At 67.0% G+C, this 21,920-nt stretch carries 18 protein-coding genes; 11 read left to right on the top strand and 7 right to left on the bottom strand.

The features are described from left to right. Position 1 precedes the first annotated feature (1 nt). Entirely contained in the window at positions 2–1,612 is a 1,611-nt protein-coding gene (locus KBZ08_RS07445) for an ABC transporter ATP-binding protein (RefSeq protein WP_254972247.1), read from the bottom strand. A 184-nt stretch (positions 1,613–1,796) separates the two neighbouring features. Here KBZ08_RS07445 and KBZ08_RS07450 point away from each other — a divergent pair, with 184 nt between their 5' ends. Next, entirely contained in the window at positions 1,797–4,076 is a 2,280-nt protein-coding gene (locus tag KBZ08_RS07450; protein ID WP_254972248.1) for a bifunctional (p)ppGpp synthetase/guanosine-3',5'-bis(diphosphate) 3'-pyrophosphohydrolase, read from the top strand. A 22-nt stretch (positions 4,077–4,098) separates the two neighbouring features. Here KBZ08_RS07450 and KBZ08_RS07455 read toward each other — a convergent pair whose 3' ends face one another. The 4 genes from KBZ08_RS07455 to KBZ08_RS07470 form a co-directional block, all read right to left on the bottom strand. Next, positions 4,099–4,443: a hypothetical protein gene (locus KBZ08_RS07455; RefSeq protein ID WP_254972249.1), complete on the bottom strand. Its 345-nt coding sequence runs from the start codon at positions 4,441–4,443 to the stop codon at positions 4,099–4,101. Between the two features lie 102 nt (positions 4,444–4,545). Beyond that, complete coding sequence (locus KBZ08_RS07460; protein WP_254972250.1) at positions 4,546–6,663, bottom strand: glycogen debranching N-terminal domain-containing protein; 2,118 nt, start codon at positions 6,661–6,663, stop codon at positions 4,546–4,548. Beyond that, positions 6,656–7,798, bottom strand: a complete 1,143-nt coding sequence (locus KBZ08_RS07465) for a glycosyltransferase family 4 protein (RefSeq protein WP_254972251.1) — start codon at positions 7,796–7,798, stop codon at positions 6,656–6,658. The genes KBZ08_RS07460 and KBZ08_RS07465 overlap by 8 nt, the downstream gene beginning before the upstream one ends. 153 nt (positions 7,799–7,951) lie before the next feature. Continuing rightward, entirely contained in the window at positions 7,952–8,476 is a 525-nt protein-coding gene (locus KBZ08_RS07470; RefSeq protein WP_254972252.1) for a PepSY domain-containing protein, read from the bottom strand. A 519-nt stretch (positions 8,477–8,995) separates the two neighbouring features. On the opposite strand from KBZ08_RS07470, the gene KBZ08_RS07475 reads away from it, so the two are divergent. The 6 genes from KBZ08_RS07475 to KBZ08_RS07500 all read left to right on the top strand — a co-directional run bounded on the left by KBZ08_RS07475 (position 8,996) and on the right by KBZ08_RS07500 (position 16,816). Continuing rightward, positions 8,996–10,024, top strand: a complete 1,029-nt coding sequence (locus KBZ08_RS07475; protein ID WP_254972253.1) for a hypothetical protein — start codon at positions 8,996–8,998, stop codon at positions 10,022–10,024. Further along, on the top strand, positions 10,024–11,871 hold the full coding sequence (locus tag KBZ08_RS07480; protein WP_254972254.1) for a hypothetical protein: 1,848 nt from the start codon (positions 10,024–10,026) through the stop codon (positions 11,869–11,871). The genes KBZ08_RS07475 and KBZ08_RS07480 overlap by 1 nt, the downstream gene beginning before the upstream one ends. A 1-nt stretch (position 11,872) precedes the next feature. Further along, positions 11,873–12,196: a CU044_2847 family protein gene (locus tag KBZ08_RS07485; protein WP_254972255.1), complete on the top strand. Its 324-nt coding sequence runs from the start codon at positions 11,873–11,875 to the stop codon at positions 12,194–12,196. 10 nt (positions 12,197–12,206) lie between these two features. Further along, complete coding sequence (locus KBZ08_RS07490; protein WP_254972256.1) at positions 12,207–14,453, top strand: hypothetical protein; 2,247 nt, start codon at positions 12,207–12,209, stop codon at positions 14,451–14,453. Between the two features lie 613 nt (positions 14,454–15,066). Next, positions 15,067–16,515 carry a YdiU family protein gene (locus KBZ08_RS07495; RefSeq protein WP_254972257.1) on the top strand — a complete coding sequence of 483 codons (1,449 nt, stop codon included), beginning with the start codon at positions 15,067–15,069 and terminating at the stop codon, positions 16,513–16,515. A gap of 112 nt (positions 16,516–16,627) precedes the next feature. Continuing rightward, positions 16,628–16,816: a hypothetical protein gene (locus tag KBZ08_RS07500; protein ID WP_254972258.1), complete on the top strand. Its 189-nt coding sequence runs from the start codon at positions 16,628–16,630 to the stop codon at positions 16,814–16,816. Between the two features lie 4 nt (positions 16,817–16,820). Here KBZ08_RS07500 and KBZ08_RS07505 read toward each other — a convergent pair whose 3' ends face one another. Continuing rightward, positions 16,821–17,342 carry a GNAT family N-acetyltransferase gene (locus KBZ08_RS07505; RefSeq protein ID WP_254972259.1) on the bottom strand — a complete coding sequence of 174 codons (522 nt, stop codon included), beginning with the start codon at positions 17,340–17,342 and terminating at the stop codon, positions 16,821–16,823. A gap of 14 nt (positions 17,343–17,356) precedes the next feature. Continuing rightward, a complete protein-coding gene (locus KBZ08_RS07510) occupies positions 17,357–17,791 on the bottom strand; it encodes a DUF2062 domain-containing protein (RefSeq protein ID WP_396103654.1) in 435 nt (144 codons plus the stop codon). Between the two features lie 166 nt (positions 17,792–17,957). Between KBZ08_RS07510 and KBZ08_RS07515 the strand changes: the two genes are divergently transcribed. From KBZ08_RS07515 to KBZ08_RS07530, 4 genes are all read left to right on the top strand, one after another. Beyond that, on the top strand, positions 17,958–18,809 hold the full coding sequence (locus tag KBZ08_RS07515) for a zeta toxin family protein (RefSeq protein ID WP_254972260.1): 852 nt from the start codon (positions 17,958–17,960) through the stop codon (positions 18,807–18,809). Further along, positions 18,806–19,690, top strand: coding sequence for a hypothetical protein (locus KBZ08_RS07520; protein WP_254972261.1), 885 nt, complete (start codon positions 18,806–18,808; stop codon positions 19,688–19,690). The genes KBZ08_RS07515 and KBZ08_RS07520 overlap by 4 nt, the downstream gene beginning before the upstream one ends. After that, positions 19,690–21,075, top strand: coding sequence for a tRNA uridine-5-carboxymethylaminomethyl(34) synthesis GTPase MnmE (mnmE, locus tag KBZ08_RS07525; RefSeq protein ID WP_254972361.1), 1,386 nt, complete (start codon positions 19,690–19,692; stop codon positions 21,073–21,075). The genes KBZ08_RS07520 and mnmE overlap by 1 nt, the downstream gene beginning before the upstream one ends. A gap of 106 nt (positions 21,076–21,181) precedes the next feature. Beyond that, positions 21,182–21,919, top strand: coding sequence for a DUF4079 domain-containing protein (locus KBZ08_RS07530; protein ID WP_106219381.1), 738 nt, complete (start codon positions 21,182–21,184; stop codon positions 21,917–21,919). The last annotated feature ends 1 nt before the right edge of the window (position 21,920 follow it).

Below are 21,920 nucleotides of genomic sequence, written 5' to 3' on the forward strand. Positions count from 1 at the left end.
TTCAGGGCAGGGGGGGCAGGCGCGGACAGGCCTCCACCAGGGTGCGGGTGATCGCCGCCTGGGGGTGGGCCAGCAGCTCGGCACCGGCCCCCTGCTCGACGACGCGACCGCCGTCGAGCACGAGGACCCGATGGCAGAAGCCGCCGGCCACCGAGAGGTCGTGGGTGATGAACAGCATGCCCAGGCCGAGCTGGCCCTGCAGGCGTCGCAGCAGGGCCAGCACGTCGGCCTGGACCTCGGCGTCGAGCATGCTGACGCTCTCGTCGCAGAGCAGCACCTGGGGGCCCAGGATCAGGGCGCGGGCGATCGCCACCCGCTGCTGCTGGCCGCCCGAGAGCTGGCGGGGCAGGCGGTCTTCGAAGGATTCGGGCGGATCGAGCCCCACCAGGGCCAGCTGCTCCCTGGCGCGCCGGCGGGCCTCCGGGCGGCGCGCCAGTCCATGGATCAGCAGGGGGTCGGCCACCGCTTCCCCCACGGTCATCTGGGGGTTGAGGCAGGCCAGGGGATCCTGAAAGACCATCTGCAGGCGGCGCCGGGCCCGCCGCAGCGACCGCCCCCCCAGGCGCCGCAGGTCGACCCCCTGGAGCCGCACCGCCCCGCCCCGAACCGGCGCCAGCCCCATCAGGGCGCGGCAGAGGCTGCTCTTGCCACAGCCCGACGCCCCCACCACGCCGATGGTTTCCCCTTCGTGCAGGGTCAGGCTCACCCCGTCGACCGCCTTGATCCAGCGCGGCTGCCAGGGCAGGGAGGGCAGGGGGTGCCAGCTGCGCAGTTCCTCCACCTCCAGCAGCACCGGCGCGGCGGCGGGGGCCTCGCTGCGCCCGCCCTCCCGCTCCCGGGCGGCGCCCACCAGCCGTCGGGCCAGGGGCGAGGCCGGGGCGGTGAGCAGCTGGAGGCTCGGGGCCTCCTCCACCAGCCGCCCCTGATCGAGCACGGCGATGCGGTCGCACCAGCGGCCGGCCATGGCCAGGTCGTGGCTGATCAGCAGCAGGGCGCTGCCGGTTTCGGTGCAGAGCTCGCTCAGCTGGGCCATCACCTGGCCGGCCACGGCCACATCCAGGCTGGTGGTGGGTTCGTCGGCGATCACCAGGGGCGGGTGCAGGGCCAGGGCCAGGGCGATGGCCAAGCGCTGGCGCATGCCGCCGCTGAATTCGTGGGGGAAGCTGCCGTAGCGCTCCGGGGCGATCCCCACCCGGGCCAGCAGCTCCCGGGCCCGCTCGCGGCCCCCACCGCGGTGGGCGGCCAGGGTGTCCCGCAGGTGCTCGCCGATGGTGAGCAGGGGATTGAGCCGGGTCATCGGGTCCTGGAACACCAGGCCCACCGCCTCGCCCCGCAGCCGGCGCAGGGCGGCGCGCCGCAGGCGGCGGGGGTCCTGTCCCGCCAGCAGCAGCTCGCCGTCGCAGACGCTGCCCGGCGGCAGCAGCTGCAACACGGCCCGGGCCACGGTGCTCTTGCCACAGCCCGAGGGACCCACCAGGGCCAGCCGTTCGCCGGGGCTGAGGGTCAGATCAAGCCCATCGAGGGTGGGCCGTTCACTGCGGGGGTAACGCACCTGCAGACCACCGATCCGCAGCACCGGGGCCGCGGGCAGGGACGGGGCGGGCAGGGCCATGGACGACACCGGCGGCGCCCAGTCTGGATGGCCGAATGCGCAAATCCCCTGGTTCGTGACGATTGCCCCATACCATGGGTGCACCCTGAAGGGTGTGATGCTGAGGGTGGCGCCGGATCCAGGTTCCTCTCCGCTGGCTTACGCCTCGGCCGCAACTTCCGCTGCTCCGGAAGGGCCGCGGGAAATGGCGCAGGAGCCGCCCTCTGGCCTGGAGGCTCCGGCACCCCAGGCTGCCCCCGAGCGTGACTACGGCGTCCCCCTGCCGGCCTGGCTGCGCCAGAGCCTCCAGCAACGGCAGCCCGCCGATGCGGAGGCGCGCCCGGTCGATCCGGAGGCCCTGGTGGCCACGGCCTTCGACTTCGCCTACCAGCTCCACGACGGCCAGTTCCGGGCCAGCGGCGAGCCCTACATCGTCCATCCGATCGCCGTTGCCGGTCTGCTGCGCGACATCGGCGCCAGCGCGGCGGTGATCGCCGCCGGCTTCCTCCACGACGTGGTGGAAGACACCCAGGTCACCCCCGAGGAGATCGAAGCGCGTTTCGGCGAGGAGGTACGCGCCCTGGTGGAGGGGGTCACCAAGCTGGGCGGCATCCATTTCACCAACCGCACCGAGGCCCAGGCGGAGAACCTGCGGCGCATGTTCCTGGCCATGGCCAGTGACATCCGGGTGGTGCTGGTCAAGCTGGCCGACCGGCTGCACAACATGCGCACCCTCGGCGCCCTCAAGCCTGAGAAGCAGCAGCGCATCGCCCGGGAGACCCGCGACATCTACGCCCCCCTGGCCAACCGCCTGGGCATCGGTCGCTTCAAGTGGGAGCTGGAGGACCTGGCCTTCAAGGTGCTGGAGCCCGAGTCCTACCGCGACGTGCAGCAGCAGGTCGCCACCAAGCGCAGCGAACGGGAGGAGCGGCTCGGGGCCACGGTGCAGCTGCTGCGCGACCGGCTGGTGGCGGCGGGCCTGCAGGACTGCGAGGTGAGCGGCCGACCGAAGCACCTCTACGGCATCTGGAGCAAGATGCAGCGCCAGCAGAAGGCCTTCCACGAGATCTACGACGTGGCGGCCCTGCGGATCCTGTGCCCGAGCGTGGAGAGCTGCTACCGGGCCCTGGCCGTGGTGCACGACATCTTCCGGCCGATCCCCGGCCGCTTCAAGGACTACATCGGCCTGCCCAAGCCCAACGGCTACCAGTCGCTGCACACGGCGGTGATCGGCCGCCACCGGCCGATCGAGGTCCAGATCCGCACCACGGAGATGCACCAGGTGGCGGAGTACGGCATCGCCGCCCACTGGAAGTACAAGGAGGGGGGCTCGCCGGCCGCCGGCGACACCGAGCGCTTCAACTGGCTGCGGCAGCTGGTCGACTGGCAGAAGGACGACGGCGGCGAGGACAGCAGCGACTTCCTGGCCTCGATCAAGGAGGACCTCTTCGATGAGGAGGTGTTCGTGTTCACTCCCAAGGGGGATGTGGTGGGGCTGCGCAAGGGCTCCACCGCCGTCGACTTCGCCTTCCGCATCCACTCGGAGGTGGGCAACCACTGCCAGGGCGTACGCATCAACGACCGCCTCTGTCCCCTGGCCACACCGCTGCAGAACGGCGATTTCGTGCAGGTGATCACCGCCAAGAACGCCCACCCGAGCCTCGACTGGCTCAACTTCGTGGCCACCCCCACGGCCCGCAATCGCATCCGGGGCTGGTACAAACGCAGCCACCGCGACGACAACATCCAGCGGGGCACCGAGATGCTCGAGCGGGAGCTGGGCCGCGACGGCTTCGACGCCCTGCTCAACGGCGAGGCGATCGCCCGGGTGGCCAAGCGCTGCAACCTGGTGGGCACCGAGGATCTGCTGGCCGCCCTGGGCTTCGGCGGCGTCACCCTGCAGCAGGTGCTGAACCGCCTGCGGGAGGAGGTGCGCCTCAGCACCGCCGCCGCCGCCCCGGTCCCCACCAACGAGGAGGTGGCCGCCGGGGTGGCCGCGGCCCAGCCGCGCCAGGCCCCCCACGGGCACCCCTCGAACAGCCCGATCCTGGGGCTGGAAGGGCTGGAATACCGCCTGGGGGGCTGCTGCAGCCCCCTGCCTGGGGAAGCGATCGTGGGCACCGTGGCCCTGGGCAACCACGGCATCACCATTCACCGCCAGGACTGCGCCAACGTGCCCCAGGTGCCGGTGGAGCGGCGGTTGCCGGTGCGCTGGAACCCGCTCGGCGAGGCCCAGCAACGGCGCTACCCGGTGCGGCTGCGCATCGAGGTGCTTGACCGGGTGGGGGTGCTCAAGGACATCCTGATGCGCCTTTCCGACCACCGCATCAACGTCAGCGATGCCCGGGTGCGCACGAGCGCCGGCAAGCCGGCCCGCATCGATCTGCGGGTCGAGCTGCTCAGCGCCGCCCAGCTGGGCACCACCATGGACCAGATCCGCTCCATGGCCGACGTGCTCGACCTCTGCCGCACCGGCATCGGCTGAACCTGCCGGCGGACCGGTCCCGTCAGGCGGCGGCCCGGCGGGCCCCCAGCAGCACCTGTTTCATGCTGCCGTTGGCCTGGAAGGACAGCACCAGCAGATAGGCCGCCAGAAACAGTATCCCGCCTACCGCGGCCAGCAGGCCCAGGCCGAGTCCCTTGGCGGAGAAGTCATGTCTCCACGCCACCCAGAGGCCCGTGAGCAGCAGCATGGCGAGGAAATCCAGATCGAACTGCCCGGGCCAGCCCATCCCCCGGAAGTCCGACAGGAAGACACTCACCAGGTCGATGCCATGGTGCGCCACCACCACCGCTGTGTAGCCGGCCACGGCGAGCCACAGCAGCACGAGAGCGGCACGAAAGGCGGCCATGGTGGGAGGTTCCTGAGGTGACGGTCCAATCTGGGACGGCGCGCCGGAGGGCGCTGCTTCCGCGATCACATACCGGGGCGAGCGGGGCGCCGGGCCCGACCGTCACTTCATGATCAGCACGTCCACCCCGGGCGTCCGGCTGCGCACCTGAACCCCCACATCGTGCTCGCTGCGGTGGAACTGGAGGTTGATCTCCTCGTCGCCCAGCCGCAGGCCGTTGATGTCCAGCAGGTTCAGGCCCCTCGGCAGGCAGGGATTGTGGAGGCGCACCTGCACCCGGCTGCTGCCGTGCTCCCGCTCGATCGCCATGCCGGTGATCGCCTCCAGCAGGCCGAACACACTGGCGCTGGCCCAGGCCTGGGGGCTGCAGGCCACCGGATAGAAGGTGGGGCCCTCTTCCTCCCGGCGCGGGAAGCCGCAGAACAGCTCCGGCAACTGGAACATCGGCACCGCACTGGCGGTCTCGAACAGACCGGTCAGGATCTGCAGGGTTTCGGACCGGTGGCCGTACCGGGCCAGCCCCATGCCGATCAGGGCGTTGTCATGGGGCCAGACGGAACCGTTGTGGTAACTCATCGGGTTGTAGCGCCGCTCCCGCTCATCCAGGGTGCGGATGCCCCAGCCGTTGAAACTGGTGGGGGCCAGCAGCTGCCGCGCCACCGCCGCTGCCGCCTCCGAGGTGGCGATGCCTGTCCACAGGCATTGACCGGCATTGGAGGCCCGCACCTGGCAGGCCTGGCCTTCGCCATCAATGGCGAGGGCATAGGAATCGATCGAGGGCGTCCAGAAGGCCCGATGGAACCGGTGACGCAGTTCGGCGGCCTCCTCCAGCAGCGTCTCGGCATCCGAGGGCCGTCCGAGGCGGTGATAGACCGTGGCGAGTGATCGGCGGGCGCCATAGGCGTAGGCCTGCACCTCGCACAGGGCGATCGAACCCTCGGCCAGGCGGCCATCGGCGTGATGGATGGCATCGTCGGAATCCTTCCAGCCCTGATTGCGCAGGCCGTTCTCCGCCACCCGCAGGTAGCGGAGGAAGCCATCGAAGCTGCCGGCTTCGGCCCTGTGGATCCAGGCCATGGCCGCCTCCAGCTCGGGCAGCAGGCCGGCGACGAAGTCCCGGTCATCGCTGCGGCAGAGATAATCGCCCGCCAGCATCAGAAACAGCGGCGTGGAGTCGACGGCGCCGTAGTACCTGGAAAACGGAACTTCGCCGAGCGCCGCCATCTCGCCAAGCCGTGATTCGTGCAGGATCTTGCCCGGCTCCTCGTCGTGGGACGGATTGTCGGAAACCGCCTGGCTGCAGGCCAGGTAGCCCAGCACCCCACGGGCCAGCCGCGGCTCCACCATCAGCATCTGGCGCGCCGTGATCAGGCCGTCCCGGCCGAAAGGACAGCTGAACCAGGGCACCCCGGCGTAGGGGTAGAGCCCATCCTCCACCTGGCTGGCCAGCAGATGCACATCGGAGAAGGAGCGCATCAGCCAGCTGTTGAAGGCCGGGTTGTCACTGACCACCGATGCGGCGCTGCTCCGGGCCTCCCGGAAGCGCTGGATCGTGGCGGCCATGGCGGAGTTGAAGTGATCTTCCGCGCCCAACGGCTCAGCATCGGGATGGAAATCCAGCACCAGGAAGATCCGTCGCGTCTGCCGGGGCTCCAGGCTCACCTGCAGCCCGATGTGCTCCTCGCCCACCTCCCCGACCGGATCGCTCAGGCGCAGGACCGTGACCCGGTCTTCCCCATCCAGGCCCCGGTAGATCATTTCCAGGGTGCCTCCCAGGCCCCGACGGACCGTTCGGCCCCGCTCCGAGCGGGTGTACCCCCTCACCTCGAAGATGTCGCAGAAGTCCGCATCGAGCCGCAGGGTCAGCGGCATCGTGACGGGCAGGTCTCCGTAACTGGTGAAGCAGAACTGCTGCAGGCAGGCGGTGGCGGTCAGGACGGTGCTGCGCTCCAGGTGGATGGTCATCGACGCCGAGCCACCGGTACCACCGTCGTTGTTGCTGAGATGGCTCACGAGCACCCCCACCGCCCCACGCTCGGTGGAGCTCAGGACCAGGGGCGGTCGTCCCCACAGCAACAGCTGCAGCCGGCTGACGTGGCGTGTGCCGCGGTGGAAGATGCCGACATCGTGCTGGCCGTCCGGGCAGATCTCGCCACGGGAATCCAGGATCGCGAAGGTTTCCTCGTTCTTGAGGACGAAGGGATGCAGCGGATCAGGCATGCACCGGTGTGCGGTGGGCGGGGCTGTGGCAGCGGCGTGCCTGGATCTGGTGCCGGTAGAGGTGCTCGTAGTCCTCGGCCTGGCGACTGACGGAGAAGCACACTTCGAAGTGGCTGCGGACCCGCGAGCGATCGAGCTGTTCGAGCCGTCCGACCGTGGCAATGGCTTCCTCGATCGAAGTCACCAGGAAGCCGTTGACCCCCTCACGGATGACTTCCGGGGTGGAGCCGTTGCGCCAGGCGATCACCGGGGTGCCGCAGGCATTGGCTTCGATCATCACCAGGCCGAAGGGTTCGGGCCAGTCGATTGGAAACAGCAGGGCGAGGGCATGGCCGAGTAGCTCCTGCTTGCCGGCATCATCCACTTCACCGATGAATTCCACCAGGGGATTGTTCAGTAACAGCGGCTCGATGTGATCGTGGAAGTAGGGAGTATCCACTGGATCAATCTTGGCGGCCACCTTCAGGGGCAGGCCTACGGCCGTGGCGATGGCGATGGCGCGATCCAGCCGTTTTTCCGGTGAGATGCGGCCGATGAAGGCCAGGTAGGGCCTGGGTGTGGGCTGGTAGCGATAGAGGTCGTTGGGGAGTCCGTGGTAAACGTTGCCGAGCCAGTTGGCGCTGGGCACGGGCTGACGCTGGGTTTCGGAGATCGAGACCAGGGGCACCCGATGGAAATGGGTGTACAGCAGCTTCTGCTCGGGCGCATGCAGGGGGCCGTGAAGGGTGTTCAGATGGGGAATGCCCAGCAGGTTGGAGAGGGGAAAATGGGAATGGCCGTTGTGGAAATGGAGGATGTCGAAGTCATCCAGTTTCTCGAGCACGCGATCGAGCTGAATCGCGTTGTGAACGCTGGCGTCAGACACCTGTCCGCTTTGCCGCAGGGCCAGGGGGACACAGGCGCAGAGCTTGGCGCTGGTCAGAGAATCGCCGCTTGCAAATAAAACCACATCATGCCCCCGTCGCACCAGTTCTTCGGTGAGATAGTGAACAACCCGTTCTGTTCCCCCATAGCCAACCGGTGGAACTCTCTCGTGGAGCGTTGAAATCTGCGCGATTCTCATCACTTCACCTTCCTCTTCGGGTCTGCTTCTCCCCTTAACCCTATGCAGAAAACCCAGGCCGGATGGTGACACTGCAGATCTGCTGCAGTCCGGCAGGTTGTTGTTCAGGTGCCGGCGATGGGCTGCAGCGAGAGGCTGGAAAGAAGCACGACCGCCGCCCAGAGATCGGAGACCATGGCGATTGTTTTCTTATAGCGGGGATGGAGAATCTGATGCCGACCCGGTCTAGTCGGCGCGCTCCTGCTTGAGGATCCTGCCCGTCGCCGCGTCGATGCTGATCGTGCGTCGGCCGCTCGAGCCGGCCATGTCGACGTCCCAGACGGTGCGGCCGTTCTCGGTGTCCAGATCGATCGCGATCACCCGGCCCCCGGAGACGGCGGCCGTGGCGGTTGCGATGGCCTGCTGGACCGTCACCACCGGTCCGGGCCCGAGGGCTTCCCGCGGCAGCGACTCCCGTTCCTGCCTCAGTACCGCTCCGGTGGTGGCGTTGATGGAAAGATCGAGCCCGGTGTTGTCGGGCCTGCGGACGAGCACCTCCCATACCGCCCGGCCCTCCTTGCCCCCCGGATCGACGTCGACGACGGTTCCGCCGGGGACCCGCTGCAGGGCGATGGCGGCCGCTCGGGCGGCCGTGATCCGGGCGGTGGTGCCGGCCTCGGCGGCCAGATCCAGGCCCAGAGTCAGACCCAGCCCCGCCGCCAGTAGAAGCGCGCTGGCCGAAGCGGTGCTCGAAGGATCGGTTTTCGTCATGGCGCTTCTGATACATCCATCAAGAGACAGCAACTTCATTGCTTGTGGTCATCAAGTCGAATGCTCTCAGTTAGGTACATATATCCATTGATTATAGTCTGATGGTTTAGCTGTGCCATAGGCACAGAGACCCCCTGCTTTTGTTGCCTCTAGCTATGTGGAAACAAGAATTTTTACATCTTTGCTGGAATTCGCCAAGTTGTCGCATCTGCATCGACTCGGCTGGTTTCGTGGATGAACTGGAGCGCTTATTTGCCTATTAAAACAAGTCGCCATACATCTCAAGCACCCATGAAGAATCCATTGACATGATTGCGGAAATTGCAGTGTTATCTTTTGGCTAAGCTCCCCGATGCATTACTATTGATTATAGTCAAAAACCTGACTACAGTCTTCCTCGCCTGCCCAGGGACTATGACTGCCTAGGCAGGCAAATAAGATTCATTACGCCTATGTTCTAGCCGGATAGGCGGCTGTAGTCTGATTTTGTTTGCATTCGGCAAGTAGAAAGTGACTGGGATGGAGGCTGATAGCATCTTCCGTTTCGTAGCAGTGCGTCCGCCAAAGATCAAGCTACCTCAGCTTGATCCACCTTCCCGGACCGATCCCAAGGCGGACGAAATAGTTGAGCAACGAATGTTGGAGGCGCGTGCCAACACTGCTGATGAAGCTTCTGCGAGGCAAGAGGCCGCGCGGAAGTTACGCGAGGAGGACTCGCTCATCGTATCGGCTTCCGGCCGCGCGCTGCTGATGCTGACGGCCGAAGCCGAAACCATCTACAGGGAGCTTCCACGCTGCAGCTGGCAAGGACCGTTCAGCATTCGTATGCGCCAGCTTCTGGCCCGTCTGCCCGACAGGCACGGGAAGCCCAGCGACGATTGGAGCGAACAGCTTGACGAATTGAGCCGGCGCGCTTGGCTCACGCATTACTCGGGGCTGCTCGACCCAAACAGCGAGCCTTGGTTCGAAGCCTCTCGGTTTTGGTTGCGCATCCTTAACCTGCAAAAGCACTTTGAGGATCTGCCCGACGATTCGCCGCCGCCTGCCCTCGCCGGCATTGGGCTGCCAGCGCCAATAGGGTTGTGGCGCATGCCGAGGGCATCTGCGCGCGAAGTCGATCCCCCTCGCGAGGTTGTAGGAGGCGATGAGCTCGCACGAGCCGCCGCGGTCGCCCGCGGGAGGGAACTCGAGACCCTACTGACAAACCTACGCCATCTCCTCCAGCGGCGGCGGGCCGACCTCGTAGCGAAGTCGCGCCCAGCCGCTGAGGCGCCTGAGGATTCCACTGGGTGCCTAGTTGAAACTCCACTGCCTAAGGGCCCACTGCCAGCAGATCCACCGGTGCACGAGTTGAGCGAGGGCGATTACGCGTTACTCACCTCCATCGGCATTGCGCCGGCTACAACATCGCTGCTACGGTGCATTGATGGTGTGCTTGTCCACATCGCCCACTTGGCGGCAGATCTTCTACGCGTTGATTCGCACCTCAAGCGTGAAGGCCGTATATACGTGCGCGACGAGACCGTCATTGCTGAGGAGCCACGCTGATGGCTGCTCTTCCACCAGTTCGCATACTTGGCGTCGGTGATTTGAAAGTGGTCAAGCAGCGCCTGGCTCGCTACGAGGCCGGCGAGATCGCGCACGTAGAGAACGTCATGTCAGGCGAGCGGCGGTCGCGCTTCCATCGGCGCTTCCGGCGGATCGAGGAAATCAACGTCAACGAGCAAGAGCGCATCGAAGAGAGCAAGCGCGATCTGGAATCGACCGAACGCTTCGAACTGCAGAGCGAAACGCAGAAGACAGTGCGCTCGGAGTCTAAGTTCGAGGCCGGCCTCAATGTGTCGGGGGGATTCGGCCCAGTCAAGGTCAGCGCCTTTGCCAATTTCTCTCTGAACTCCTCCAATGAGGAGTCGGCGCTCAACGCCATCAACTATGCCAAGGAAGTGGTCGACAAGTCCGTGTCCCGTCTGCAGGAACGTGTGTACAGCTACCGCTCCACGAAGTCGGTTGAGGAGATGGAGGAGAAGAACAAGCACGCCTTTACAAACGATGGAGCCGATCATGTTGTCGGCACTTACCACTGGGTCGACAAGTACTACCGCGCCAAGGTTGTCAACTACGGCAAGAGGCTCTTCTTCGAGTTCATGGTGCCAGAACCATCGGTGTTCTTCCGCTACGCGCAGCAGGCCAGTGCCGCACTAAAGGGCGTGCCTGTGAAACCCGCGGAGCCCAAACGGCCGTCCGCCGCATTTCCCTATGGCCCGACCACGGAGCCGCTCTCCCCGAGCGACATCTCACGCGAGAACTACCTGGCCCTGGTCAAACAGCACGGCGCGCAAGGCATGGAGCCACCGCCACCGGAAGCGGTTCACGTCGATAAGGGAATCACACGTGAATTTAATCCGGCTGGTCGGGCTTGGTCGATCACGGAGGATTTCGCCGTACCGGAGGGCTACACTGCGACGGCGTTGTATGGGCTGGATTCCCGCCTGCTTGGCGGCGGCCCTGCCACCTTCGAGATCATGGCGGGTGGCGGATTCTTCCGGTTGCCAGCCAAACTGCTTGAAGGTCAGCGCGGCGCTGTGGCGATCACCATCAGCGGTTCAGGCTGGTCGACACTCAACCTGTCGACGCAGATGTACTGCGAGCTGGCTCCCGAGTACTACCAGCAGTGGCAGCTCAAGACCTACGCCGCGATCATGGCCTCGTACAACAAGGCGCTGCTCGACTATGAGGAACAGCTGGCCGCCGCCGAGATACAGGCCGGTGTACGCATCGCCGGTCGCAACCCGGCTATCAACCGCGAGATCGAGCGACGCGAGCTCAAGCGCGGATGCTTAAGGCTATGGGCCGATACAGACGTCGCGCTGCCCGACGCCATGGTCTCGCCGCCCGGTAATCCACCGCGCGATCCTGCCGATATGCACCGCGTCAACGCGATCAACAACTCGCGCATTATAAGTTTTTTCGAGAAGTGTTTTGACTGGCAGAACATGACCTACGAGTTCTTCCCGTACTACTGGGGACGCCGTAGCACATGGGCGCCGAGCTTCTCCTACGAAGATCCGGACCCGCTGTTCGAAGCCTTTCTGCGCGCGGGCGCCGCCCGCGTCGTTGTTCCGGTCGATCCGGTATACAATCGATCAGTCATCTATTATCAGCTTGGAGGGCCGATTGGCTCGAGCAACCTTCCGGATCTGTCGCAGAGTCTAGATCCAGATGCAATATTGGCGAACAGCTACTTGCTCGACCTTGAGAGCACTGAGGACGTTCTTCTGCCCGGTGGTGAGATCGATATTGATAAGAACGACTCCGAGACATGGATGATCAAGGTACCCACAACGCTCGTGTGGCTCAGCAACCCGCAGTCGCCACTGCCCAATTTCGAGCCATAGCATGCCTAACTACCGTGACTATCAAGAGGGCAGCGAGGGACTACGGATCGAGGTCGAAGGCAACGATTCTGCCTCGAGCGACTACGCGGAAGCCTTGACGGCCGTGATTGGCGGCCTAGCGCGGCAGGTGGCTGCGGGCTTCGAGGCGCTGCCCGAGGCGCAGCGCCCTCAGCAGCTCGAATTCGGCTTCACGCTGCGGGCGTTGTCCGCGGGGGGCTTTGCGATCGCGCAGGGTGCGGATACAGCCAACTTCCGTATCACGCTGACCTTCGGTTTGGAGAGTAGTGGTGGCTTGATGACGGGCTTGGTGCCAACACCGCGCTAACCGGCGAAGCATGAGCGAGCTGTGCGCTGACTTTGTCTGGGTCGACGGCAAGCGCGCGCTTCGCTTGCGGTACGCGCACATTGCGCGCGACCCGCGCCACAACGACGTGCTGCTGATCGAGCAGACCGCGACATCGAGCGACGAACGCTTCCCAGCTGCCTACCAGTTCACTCGCGAGACCAGGGACAGGCCTTACTCCATCCTGCGCATCGTCGTACCGCCCGGCGTGTCGGTGCGATACAAGTTTCCGGCCGAATACATGCCGATGATCGACCAGCTGCCGCTGATGTTCATCTACCGGGTGCAGGATACAGCTGCGCTGCCCCCGATGGGAGTGGACATCGTCGAGCGACAGATGCTCGCGCCATTCGCTCTGAATGACCCCGGGGGCTCACTGTTCGGCGCTCCGCTGCCGCCAACCCCAACCTACTTTCAGGTCGTGCCGCGGCCGAACGGCGTCACGATCCGTCATCCGCTGTCGGAGAAGGAGATGCGCGTGACCGTGCCGCCGGACGAGCCTGCCGCCGGCGGCAGCAGCGACGGACTTGAGCGCTTCGCGTACGACTTCTATGCGCCACCTGTCCTGCCGCGCAACGAAGTCCCGTTCGCGCGCGTCGTGGCGACGTCGGGTGTTGATGTCAAGTTCGCGGCCATCCCGCGGCCGGTCGGTCCAAGCCCGATGCTGATCTCGCCGCTTGCGCTCATTGATGTTTTCCGGGTCTACAAGGTGCCGACCTTCGGCGGCGTTCCGGTGCAGGGTACGCCGCTCGAGCCCGAGGAACGATTCCGCATCACGAGCTTCGAGCGCGTGTATACGCAGGAAGAGACGCTCTCGATGGCGGGGTTCGACATCGCGGTGGGTTTTGTTCCTGTGCTCGGCGATCTCGTCGACATCGCCGAGCTGGTCTACGGCGTAGTAACCGGCAGCGATCGGTGGGGCCGGCCGCTGTCGACGACCGATCTGATGGTCATGGGTGTAGGTGCACTGCTTCCGTTCGTTGGCGCGCCGCTCCTGCGCCGTGGAAAGCAGCTGGTGCAGAGCTTCGGCCGCCAGGCCGATCTCGCCGACGATGCCCTTGCGGCGCTCAAGGGCGTCCACATCGATGGACGCGACGCGGAGAAGATCGTCGAACAGACTGCGCTCGTTACGCGCGGCCTCCCGGTCGACATCGACGTGGTGCGCGGCGTGCTCGACAAGATCGCAAAGGTCGAGCCCAAGCCGCTCGCGCTAGACGACCTGCTGAACGGCGGGCAATCTGGGTTCACTCATGCGGAGCTGCAGGAGCTCTATCTCGACTACGTGCGGCGCAACAAACAGAGCGCGAGCTCGCCGCGCAACTGGGCCCTGAACGTGACGAAGGGCAGGTCGCGCGAAGTGCTCGAGAGGGTCCTCGGCGCGGACTACGTCAAACTCGCTGGCGGCCGTGGCAGTGTTCGGCCGAAGAACCTGATCGACATCCCTCGGCCCGAGGGTTTCACCGATGAGCTGGTCGACGGGGCGCTCGAACGACTCGCCGATGATCCGAAGCTGTTCGAGCGGCTCGGCAACCTGATCGATGAGCTCACGCGCGGCGACGACGTGGCGCGCGCAATCGCGCGCACGCGCATCAATTCGGGCCACTTCCGCATCCTAAAGGGCAACATCGCCGAGATATTCTCTCGCAGCAAGCAGATCGCGGCCCTCGAGAAGATCGCAGCCCAGGAGACATTGGCGGACGCAGTGCTGATCTCCGGGGTGCGTATGCGGCTGCCAAAGGCTCCCGCTGCTCAGGTGCGCATCAACCTGCTCAACACCACAGTGGCGAAAGAGACACCGCCGGCGCTGCTATTCAGCGACAACATCATCGCCGTGATCCGCGGCGACAAGCTCAAAGTGCTCGTGGTCTTTGAAGTTAAATCGGGTTTCCAGGGCGGAGCCGAGGCCACCGAGCAGGTGTTCAAGTGGATCGAGCGAAATGTCGAGGCGGGAGCAGAGCTCGTGCTTGAGAAGGGCGCACAGCTCACTAGCGCCGGCGGCAAGGTAGTGGCGCTGGATAGCATGTTGAGCTTCACCTACAAACCGGGCAAACAGGGCGTTCCGGAGGTGCTCGGACTGCAGAACGCTCAGCGAACGCTGATTACAGCCGCAGGCGTCTCGCATCTTGGCGTCGATTCCAGTCTTCAGATTGCGAAGCCGGTCATTCGCGAGGTGCTTGACGAGTTTTCCTCAGCGCACTTGGACTATCTGGTCGGGCAGGTGGTGCAGCGCTTTCGGTGATCATGGGCAACTTACGATCTGTTCGCGGAGACGGTACCAAAGGGCCAAGCTTCATCTGCCGATGCTGAGTCGATGAAAGTCAGTGTCATTGTCCCTGGCTTGAAAAGGCTATATGCATATCAACTTCTATGGGATTCAGTTCAATGTTAGCCATCTGGCGACGCAATCTGGAGCCTGCCTCATTCGAGCCTTGAATAACTACAGTCATCGCTGGCGATGAGATGCTGTCAATCACATATGGATCATTGTCGGATAGCCACACGGCGATGATGCATTATATGTGCAATGGATGTAGGCTGCTGCGCTATATCCGCGAGGGTGAGAGAAGCCGAATTGACGCGGAAGGCGTGAGTACATTACTGACCAGTCTGACAAGCGAAGGGCGAGGCAGCTGCAGGCAAGCGGTCGTGAGATGCGACACTTCGAACAAGCCCCACGAGTGGACAGGCCGCCACCTATACCCTGCTGGCGGTGTGCACGCCTTGCCTGCTACTCAGGGGCAGCGATCTGTCGTGACTTCGGAGCTGTCCGCAGCGGCGTCAAGGTAAGGCCAGCCGGCCGTGTTGTGTTGCTGGCCGAGCCCGCTCCTTAGGGTCGCCCCTGTCACCGCCCTATGCCCATGTCCACCCGCCCCAATCCGCTGCTGGGGCTGCCCTTCGAGGGGGCCCTCGAGGATCTCGGGCCTGAGTACTGGGACGTGGTGGAGGCGGCGACCTTTCCACGCACGCGGCTGCGGTTCCGCAACGACCCCCTGCTGCACCAGCTGGGCCTGGACCCGGCCAGCGTCAGTGACGACGACATCGAGGCGGCCTACGGCCGTTTTGAGGGCCGCGCCCCCCTGCTGGCCCTCCGCTACCACGGCCACCAGTTCGGCACCTACAACCCCCTGCTGGGGGACGGGCGCGGCTTCCTCTACGGCCAGCTGCGCGATCGCCACGGCCAGCTGCTTGACCTGGGCACCAAGGGGTCCGGCACCAACCCCTGGAGCCGGGGCGGTGACGGCCGCCTCACCCTCAAGGGCGGGGTGCGGGAGGTGATCGCCGGCGAGGCCCTGCAGCGCCTCGGCGTCAGCACCAGCCGCACCCTGGCGTTGATCGAGACCGGTGAAGACCTCTGGCGCGGCGATGAACCCTCCCCCACCCGCAGTGCGGTGATGGTGCGCGTGGCCCGCACCCACCTGCGCTTCGGCACCTGCGAACGACTGCTCTTCCGCCGCCAGCCGGCCCAGCTGGAGCGGCTGCTGCACCACGTGGTGGCCTGCCATTACCCGCACCTGGCGGTGAGCCACGGCGACGGTGAACCGCTGCTGGTGGCCTTCTACGGCGCGCTGGTGCAGCGGGTTGCGCGGCTGGCGGCCGAATGGATGGCGGCGGGCTTCACCCACGGGGTGCTCAACACCGACAACATGTCGCTGGCGGGCGAGAGCTTCGACTACGGCCCCTTCGCCTTCCTCGAAACCTGGGATCCGGGTTTCACCGCCGCCTACTTCGACCACGACGGCCTCTACGCCTACGGCCGCCAGCCGCTGGTCTGCGAACAAAACCTGCGGCTGCTGCAGGAGCCCCTGGTGATGCTGCTGCCCCGGGCGCCCCTGGAGGCGGCGCTGGAGCCGTTCGGGGAGGTCTACGACGCCCACTACCGCCGTTGCCTGCTGCGCCGCCTGGGCATCGACGCCCCCACCAGTGCCGAGGCGGCCGCCGATCTCCCCGATCCGCTGCCCGCCACCCTGCGGCTGCTGGCGGGCTGGCCGGTGGCCTACGGCTCCTTCTTCGCCGCCCTGGCCGGGCGCGTCCGGGCGGGCGGGCTGCCGGCCACGGCCGAGGACCTGGAGCCCTTCGTGGCAGGGGCTCCGGCGCCACCCCGGGCCGAATGGCTCGCCTGGCGGGACAGCTGGTGGCACGGGTGCCAGGCCGTGGCGGACCAGGCGGGCATCGCCGCCGGCCTGCAGCGCTGGAACCTGCCGGAGACGCCGGTGCGGCCCGTGATCGAGCGGATCTGGGTGGCCATTGATGAACAGGACGACTGGACGCCCCTGCAGCAATGGCTGGCGCGGACGCTGTGATCGGTGCGGGTCCGCCGACGGGGGGGACGGCCCGTGTCAGGGGCTACAACCCACCGGGGCGGCGTCTTCTACAACACCTCGAAGCTCAGGCTTTCTCCATCGCAGCGATGCCATGACCTCCGAACAGGCTGCCCAGCTCATCGACAACACGCTCGATCTGGTGCATCAGCGTCTGATCGATCTGGAGTCGCAATCCCTCGACCATGAGCACAGGGCCCTGGCGGCGGAATTCCGTGAGTGGCGTCAACCCTCCGGCGGCCACATCGACCTGATGGTGTTTCCCGGGCTGGCCGAATCCTGACGTTTCAGTTTCCATCCGGCAGCCGCTTTTCCCAGAACTGGGCCCGGCCCATGGCGGGGTCCAGCTGATAGGGCTGGAAGCCCGCACGTCCGTAGACGGCCTGGGCAGCCCTGTTGCCTTCCAGCACCTCCAGGGTGAGCTTGCAGCAGCCGAGCCGCCGGGCGATCACCTCGGCGCGCTGCAGCAGTCGCCGGGCCACCCCCTGCCGGCGGAACGCTTCGGCCACCACCAGATCGTGGATGTTGAGCAGGGGCCGGCAGGCGAAGGTGGAGAAGCCTTCCAGACAGATGGCCAGCCCGGCCGGCTTCTCCCCCGCGAAGGCCAGGATCCCGTGGGCTGAGGGGCGCCGGGCCAGGGCGTCGACCAGATTCGCCCGGGTGAAGTCGGAGAGGCCCTGGCCGCCACCCATGGGGTCGCGGGCATAGACCTCCATCAGGGCCAGCAGCGCAGCGCCATCCACCGGGTCACTGAGGTCGGCCTCGCGAATGTCGATCAGGGGTGAGGGGGCCACGGGGATGTCCGGCATCGGTGCGGCGGCGTTCAGGAGGCCCGCTGGCGGCGTTCCAGCCACCGCAGGCAGAGGAAGCCGCTCAGGGTGGCCGCCACCACCCCCACCACCGCCGAACCGAGCAGCAGCCGGGAGGTGAAGTCCCAGCCCAGCTGGCGCAGGGTCTCGTGGTGCAGGGTCAGGCGTCCCGGCCAGCCCCTGCCGGGCCCCAGCAGCAGGCTGCCCATCCGGTGGTTGAACCAGATCAGGGGGATGTCGGTGATCGGATTGCTGATCCAGGTTCCGGCGGCGGCGAGCAGGTGGTTGCCTCGGACCAGGCTGGCCAGCGCCACCCCCAGCAGGGTCTGGAAGCCGAAGATCGGGAAGCAGCCCATGAACACCCCGGCCGCCAGCCCCCGGGCCCGCTGGCCATGGCTGCCCTCCTGGCGCCAGACCCATTCGATGGCCTGGCGGAGGCGACGTTTCAGGGTTCGCAGGGCCAGAAGTGAGGGTCCGGGCGCGGAGGATGGGGCGTTCGGCCGGCGGCGCTGGGCCGTGGTGAGCACCGCAAAAACGTTAAGGGAAGGAATCCCCCGCTGCCCGGCGGTCCGTCCGACCGTGGCCGTGGCGGGGCCTCCCGCCTAGCGTCCCTGGGTGATCGGATGGGCTGTGCGGCACGCCTCGCTCCTGCTGCTGCGGTGCGGCCTGGTGGGGTTGGTCTCCGGGGTCGCGCCGCTGCCGGAGGCCAGGGCGATCGAGGCCCTTCCCGCCAGCTGCCAGATCCTGGAGGTCTCGGGTCAGCCGCAGATCTCGCCGGCGGCGATCGACTTTCTGGAGCGATGTCTGAGCCGTTTCCCCCCGATCAGCAGCCCTGAATCGGAACGGCAGCGCATCATCGCGGCAGCGCAGAAGAAGGCTGTCTGTGTGTCCCACAGATCACCGATCGCGATCCTCACCGGCGGCCCCCCCGGGGCGGGGAAATCCACCGGGCTCCGCACCCATGCTCCGGTGGCCCTGGCACCGGGCACGCTGCGCATCGATGCCGATGCCTTGCGGGCCCAGCTGCCGGCGTACCGCGGCTGGAATGCGGATCTCACCCAGGCCGAGAGCGGCGTGCTGGTGGATCGGCTCCTGGCCGCCATCGGCCGGCCCTGCCGTTTCGACCTTCTCTACGATGGAACCATGAGCCGGGCCGATCGCTACCGACGCCTGATTCCGGAGCTCAGGGCGATGGGTTACCGGGTGTTTCTGCTGCATGTGAGCGTGCCCGAATCCCTCAGCCGCAGCAGGGTGCTGGAGCGTTATCAGGCCATGGGTCGCTATGTCTCCCGGGCGGCGATTGGGCGCTATTTCGCCACCGGCCCCGCCACCTTCGCGGTGCTGGCCGGCTGGGCGGACGGCTATCTGCAGGTCGATGGCCTCACGGGCCGTGTGCTGCAGCAGGGGGGCGAGCCCTTCCCTTCCGAGCCCCAGCCGTTCCCGCCCGGCACCGCCCCGCCGCGATGACGGCGCTCGTCCTGATCGGCTACAGCGTGGTTTCGGGCCTGCGCAGCACGGTGCTCAAGGGGCTGCAGCTGCAGGGGGCGGCCCACGCCATCGCTGGTGAAAATCCGATCAGCTTCTGCAATGTCTTTTTCCTTTCGCAGCTGATGATCGGCCTGGCGCTGCTGGTCGCCGAGCCCGTGGATGTGGGACGGGAGATCGATGGCCTCCGTCCCCGGGTCCGTCTCGCCATCGCCGCCGATGCCTTCCTCGGCTGCTTTCTGGCCCCGCTCGCCTTCTACATAGCCCTCACCCTGCCGGCCTCGGCCCTGCTGGCGCTGTGGTGGCTGAAGGAACGGCTGCCAGAACGCTTTGCCCTCAGCCTGGCCCTGATCCTGATGGGCCTGGTGGTCGGCAGGGTCTTCGGCTCGGGCCTCGGCATGGGTATGGATCAGCTGCCGGGACTGCTCTGGGCGCTGCTGGCGGTGATCGCCACGGCCACGCGCAACTGCCTGCGCCGCCAACTGGTGGCCCAGCACCTGTCCCGCGGCCTCACCGGCGGTGTCACCAACCTGGTGGGCGCCCTGGTGTTCGGACTGTTCGCCCTGCTGATCTATGGCCCCCAGCACTTCTTCCTTCTCCAGCTCTGGTGGGTGGTCGGCGTGATCGTCATCTACGGCCTCACCCTCAGCCTGGGGACGGAGATCCTGCGCCAGCTGAGCAACGCCCGCTTCAGCGTCACCCAGGTGGCCTTCGCCGGCAGCGCCAGTGTGATGGTCACGGTGCTCACGGCCGCGGCCGTCCTGCACGAACCGCTCACGCCCGGCGTTCTCGCCAGCCTCGGGCTGATCCTGCTGGGTGTCCTCCAGCGCCACCTGAGCGGCCCCAGCCCCTCCCCGTCTTGATTCCCCCCTTCCCCCCGCTCCCGGGCGACACCATCGCCGCCATTGCCACCGCCGTGGCCGCGGGGGCCGGCAGCGTGGCGATCGTGCGCCTCTCGGGGCCGCAGGCCGAGGCCATCGGCCGGCGCCTGTTCGTGGCCCCCGGCGCCCAGGCCTGGGAGAGCCACCGGGTGCTCTACGGCCATGTGGTGGATCCGGCCGATGGGCAGCGGGTGGATGAGGCCCTGCTGCTGCCCATGCGGGCCCCCCGCAGCTTCACCCGGGAGGACGTGGTGGAGTTCCACTGCCATGGGGGGCTGGTCGCCGTGCGGCGGGTGCTGGAGCTGGTGCTGGCCGCCGGTGCCCGCCTGGCCGGCCCGGGGGAGTTCAGCCAGCGGGCCTTCCTCAACGGCCGCCTCGACCTCACCCGCGCCGAGGCGATCGCCGAGATGATCGCCTCCCGCAGCCAGCGGGCGGCCGAGCTGGCCATGGCCGGCCTCGACGGCGGCCTTCAGCGCCGCATCAGCGGTCTGCGGGAGCGCCTGCTCGACCAGCTCGCCGAACTGGAGGCCCGGGTCGACTTTGAGGAGGACCTGCCCCCCCTCGACGGGACGCTGGTGCGGGCCGAACTGGAGGCGGTACGGGACGAGCTGGAGCGGCTGGTGGCCGAATCCCGCCAGGGGGAGCTGCTGCGCGAGGGCCTGCGGGTGGCCATCGTCGGCCGTCCCAATGTGGGCAAATCGAGCCTGCTCAACCTGCTCAGCCGCCGGGAGCGGGCCATCGTCACCGACCTGCCGGGCACCACCCGCGACCTGCTGGAAAGCGACCTGGTGCTCGATGGGGTGCCCCTGACCCTGCTCGACACCGCCGGGATCCGTGCGACGGACGACCGGGTGGAGCGGCTGGGCATCGAACGCAGCCGCCAGGCCCTGGCGGGAGCCGATGCGGTGCTGCTGCTCTTCGATCGGGTGGCCGGCTGGTCCGCCGCCGACGAGGAGCTGAGGGAGCTGGTGCCGGAGGGGGTGCCCCTGCTGCTGGTGGGCAACAAATCCGACGCCCTCCCGCCCGGGGCCGCTTCGACCGGCGTGCCGCCGGATGGGCCCCTGGTGACCATCAGCGCCCTCACCGGCGCGGGTCGCGACGACCTGGTGGCGGCCCTGCTGGGCCTCTGCGGCGCTGGCGACGTCCAGGGGCTGCAGGTGGCCCTCAACGGCCGGCAGCGGCAGCTGGCGGCGGCGGCGGCCACCAGCCTGGAGCGCTCGCTCGAGACCGCCGCGCTGGGTCTGCCCTGGGACTTCTGGACCATCGACCTGCGCGGCGCCATCGCCGGCCTCGGGGCGATCACCGGCGAGGAGGTGAGCGAGGCGGTGCTGGAGCGGATCTTCTCCCGCTTCTGCATCGGCAAATAGCTCCCGGCCACTTCCGGCCACCTCCGGCCGCCATCACGAAACGCTCACCCCTGTTGACCGCTTAACCTCCAGCGCCAATGCTTTGGGAAACGATTCCCAGCGTCGAATGCAAACGGTCGACTGGCTCTGGATCCTGCACCCCGCCCTGGCGGTGGTGCTGATCTATCCCCTGATCGGCATGGTGGTGCGTCTCGGGGTCCAGGCCCGGCAGCGCCGGGTCGAGAAGGCCAAGCTGCCCCCCACCACCGGCCGCGACCACGCCGACCTGGGCCAATGGCTCTCGGCGGGCGTGGTGCTGGTGGTTCTCGTGGCCCTCACGGTGGTGATCGTCACCAAGCAGCCGGCGGAGGGCTTCACCGGCGGGCCCGGCCGTGCCCTGCAACTGCTGCTGGTGCTGGTGGGCACGGTGGTGTCCCTGCTGGCCCTCTGGCAGGTGAAGGCCAAGGGCTACCGCCTCGTCTTCGCCCTGCTCACCTGGGCCGGGGTGCTCGGCCTCGGGGCCCAGCCGGAGGTGTGGCGCCTCAGCGACAACCCGCTCAGCCCCGAGTTCTGGCAGTCCCACTACTGGGCCGGGGTCGGGGTGGTGGGGCTGATGATCTTCTCCCTGGCCGCCCGCCCGGAGATCCTCAAGGATCTGCGCTGGCGACGGATCCACCTGAGCGCCTCGATCCTGGCGGCGGTGCTGTTCGTGGCGCAGGGAATCACCGGCAGCCGCGACCTGCTGGAGATTCCCCTGGCCTGGCAGAAGCCCACCATCTATGCCTGCGATCCGGTGAAGCGGGTCTGCCCGCCCTTCGCCCCGCCCCCGGTGCCGGCCCCTCCGGCCGGACCGGCGGGCAGCTGAG

The sequence above is a fragment of the Cyanobium sp. Candia 9D4 genome, assembly GCF_024346155.1.
GTDB lineage: Bacteria > Cyanobacteriota > Cyanobacteriia > PCC-6307 > Cyanobiaceae > Cyanobium > Cyanobium minutissimum.

Excerpts from the sequence above, each read along its gene's own strand:
- KBZ08_RS07475 (WP_254972253.1), top strand. The coding sequence starts at position 8,996 with ATGGAGGCTGATAGCATCTTCCGTTTCGTAGCAGTGCGTCCGCCAAAG.
- KBZ08_RS07480 (WP_254972254.1), top strand. The coding sequence starts at position 10,024 with ATGGCTGCTCTTCCACCAGTTCGCATACTTGGCGTCGGTGATTTGAAA.
- KBZ08_RS07445 (WP_254972247.1), bottom strand. The coding sequence starts at position 1,612 with ATGGCCCTGCCCGCCCCGTCCCTGCCCGCGGCCCCGGTGCTGCGGATC.
- KBZ08_RS07495 (WP_254972257.1), top strand. The coding sequence starts at position 15,067 with ATGCCCATGTCCACCCGCCCCAATCCGCTGCTGGGGCTGCCCTTCGAG.
- KBZ08_RS07500 (WP_254972258.1), top strand. The coding sequence starts at position 16,628 with ATGACCTCCGAACAGGCTGCCCAGCTCATCGACAACACGCTCGATCTG.
- KBZ08_RS07455 (WP_254972249.1), bottom strand. The coding sequence starts at position 4,443 with ATGGCCGCCTTTCGTGCCGCTCTCGTGCTGCTGTGGCTCGCCGTGGCC.
- KBZ08_RS07450 (WP_254972248.1), top strand. The coding sequence starts at position 1,797 with ATGGCGCAGGAGCCGCCCTCTGGCCTGGAGGCTCCGGCACCCCAGGCT.
- KBZ08_RS07470 (WP_254972252.1), bottom strand. The coding sequence starts at position 8,476 with ATGACGAAAACCGATCCTTCGAGCACCGCTTCGGCCAGCGCGCTTCTA.
- KBZ08_RS07530 (WP_106219381.1), top strand. The coding sequence starts at position 21,182 with ATGCAAACGGTCGACTGGCTCTGGATCCTGCACCCCGCCCTGGCGGTG.
- KBZ08_RS07460 (WP_254972250.1), bottom strand. The coding sequence starts at position 6,663 with ATGCCTGATCCGCTGCATCCCTTCGTCCTCAAGAACGAGGAAACCTTC.
- KBZ08_RS07490 (WP_254972256.1), top strand. The coding sequence starts at position 12,207 with ATGAGCGAGCTGTGCGCTGACTTTGTCTGGGTCGACGGCAAGCGCGCG.
- KBZ08_RS07505 (WP_254972259.1), bottom strand. The coding sequence starts at position 17,342 with ATGCCGGACATCCCCGTGGCCCCCTCACCCCTGATCGACATTCGCGAG.
- KBZ08_RS07485 (WP_254972255.1), top strand. The coding sequence starts at position 11,873 with ATGCCTAACTACCGTGACTATCAAGAGGGCAGCGAGGGACTACGGATC.
- KBZ08_RS07520 (WP_254972261.1), top strand. The coding sequence starts at position 18,806 with ATGACGGCGCTCGTCCTGATCGGCTACAGCGTGGTTTCGGGCCTGCGC.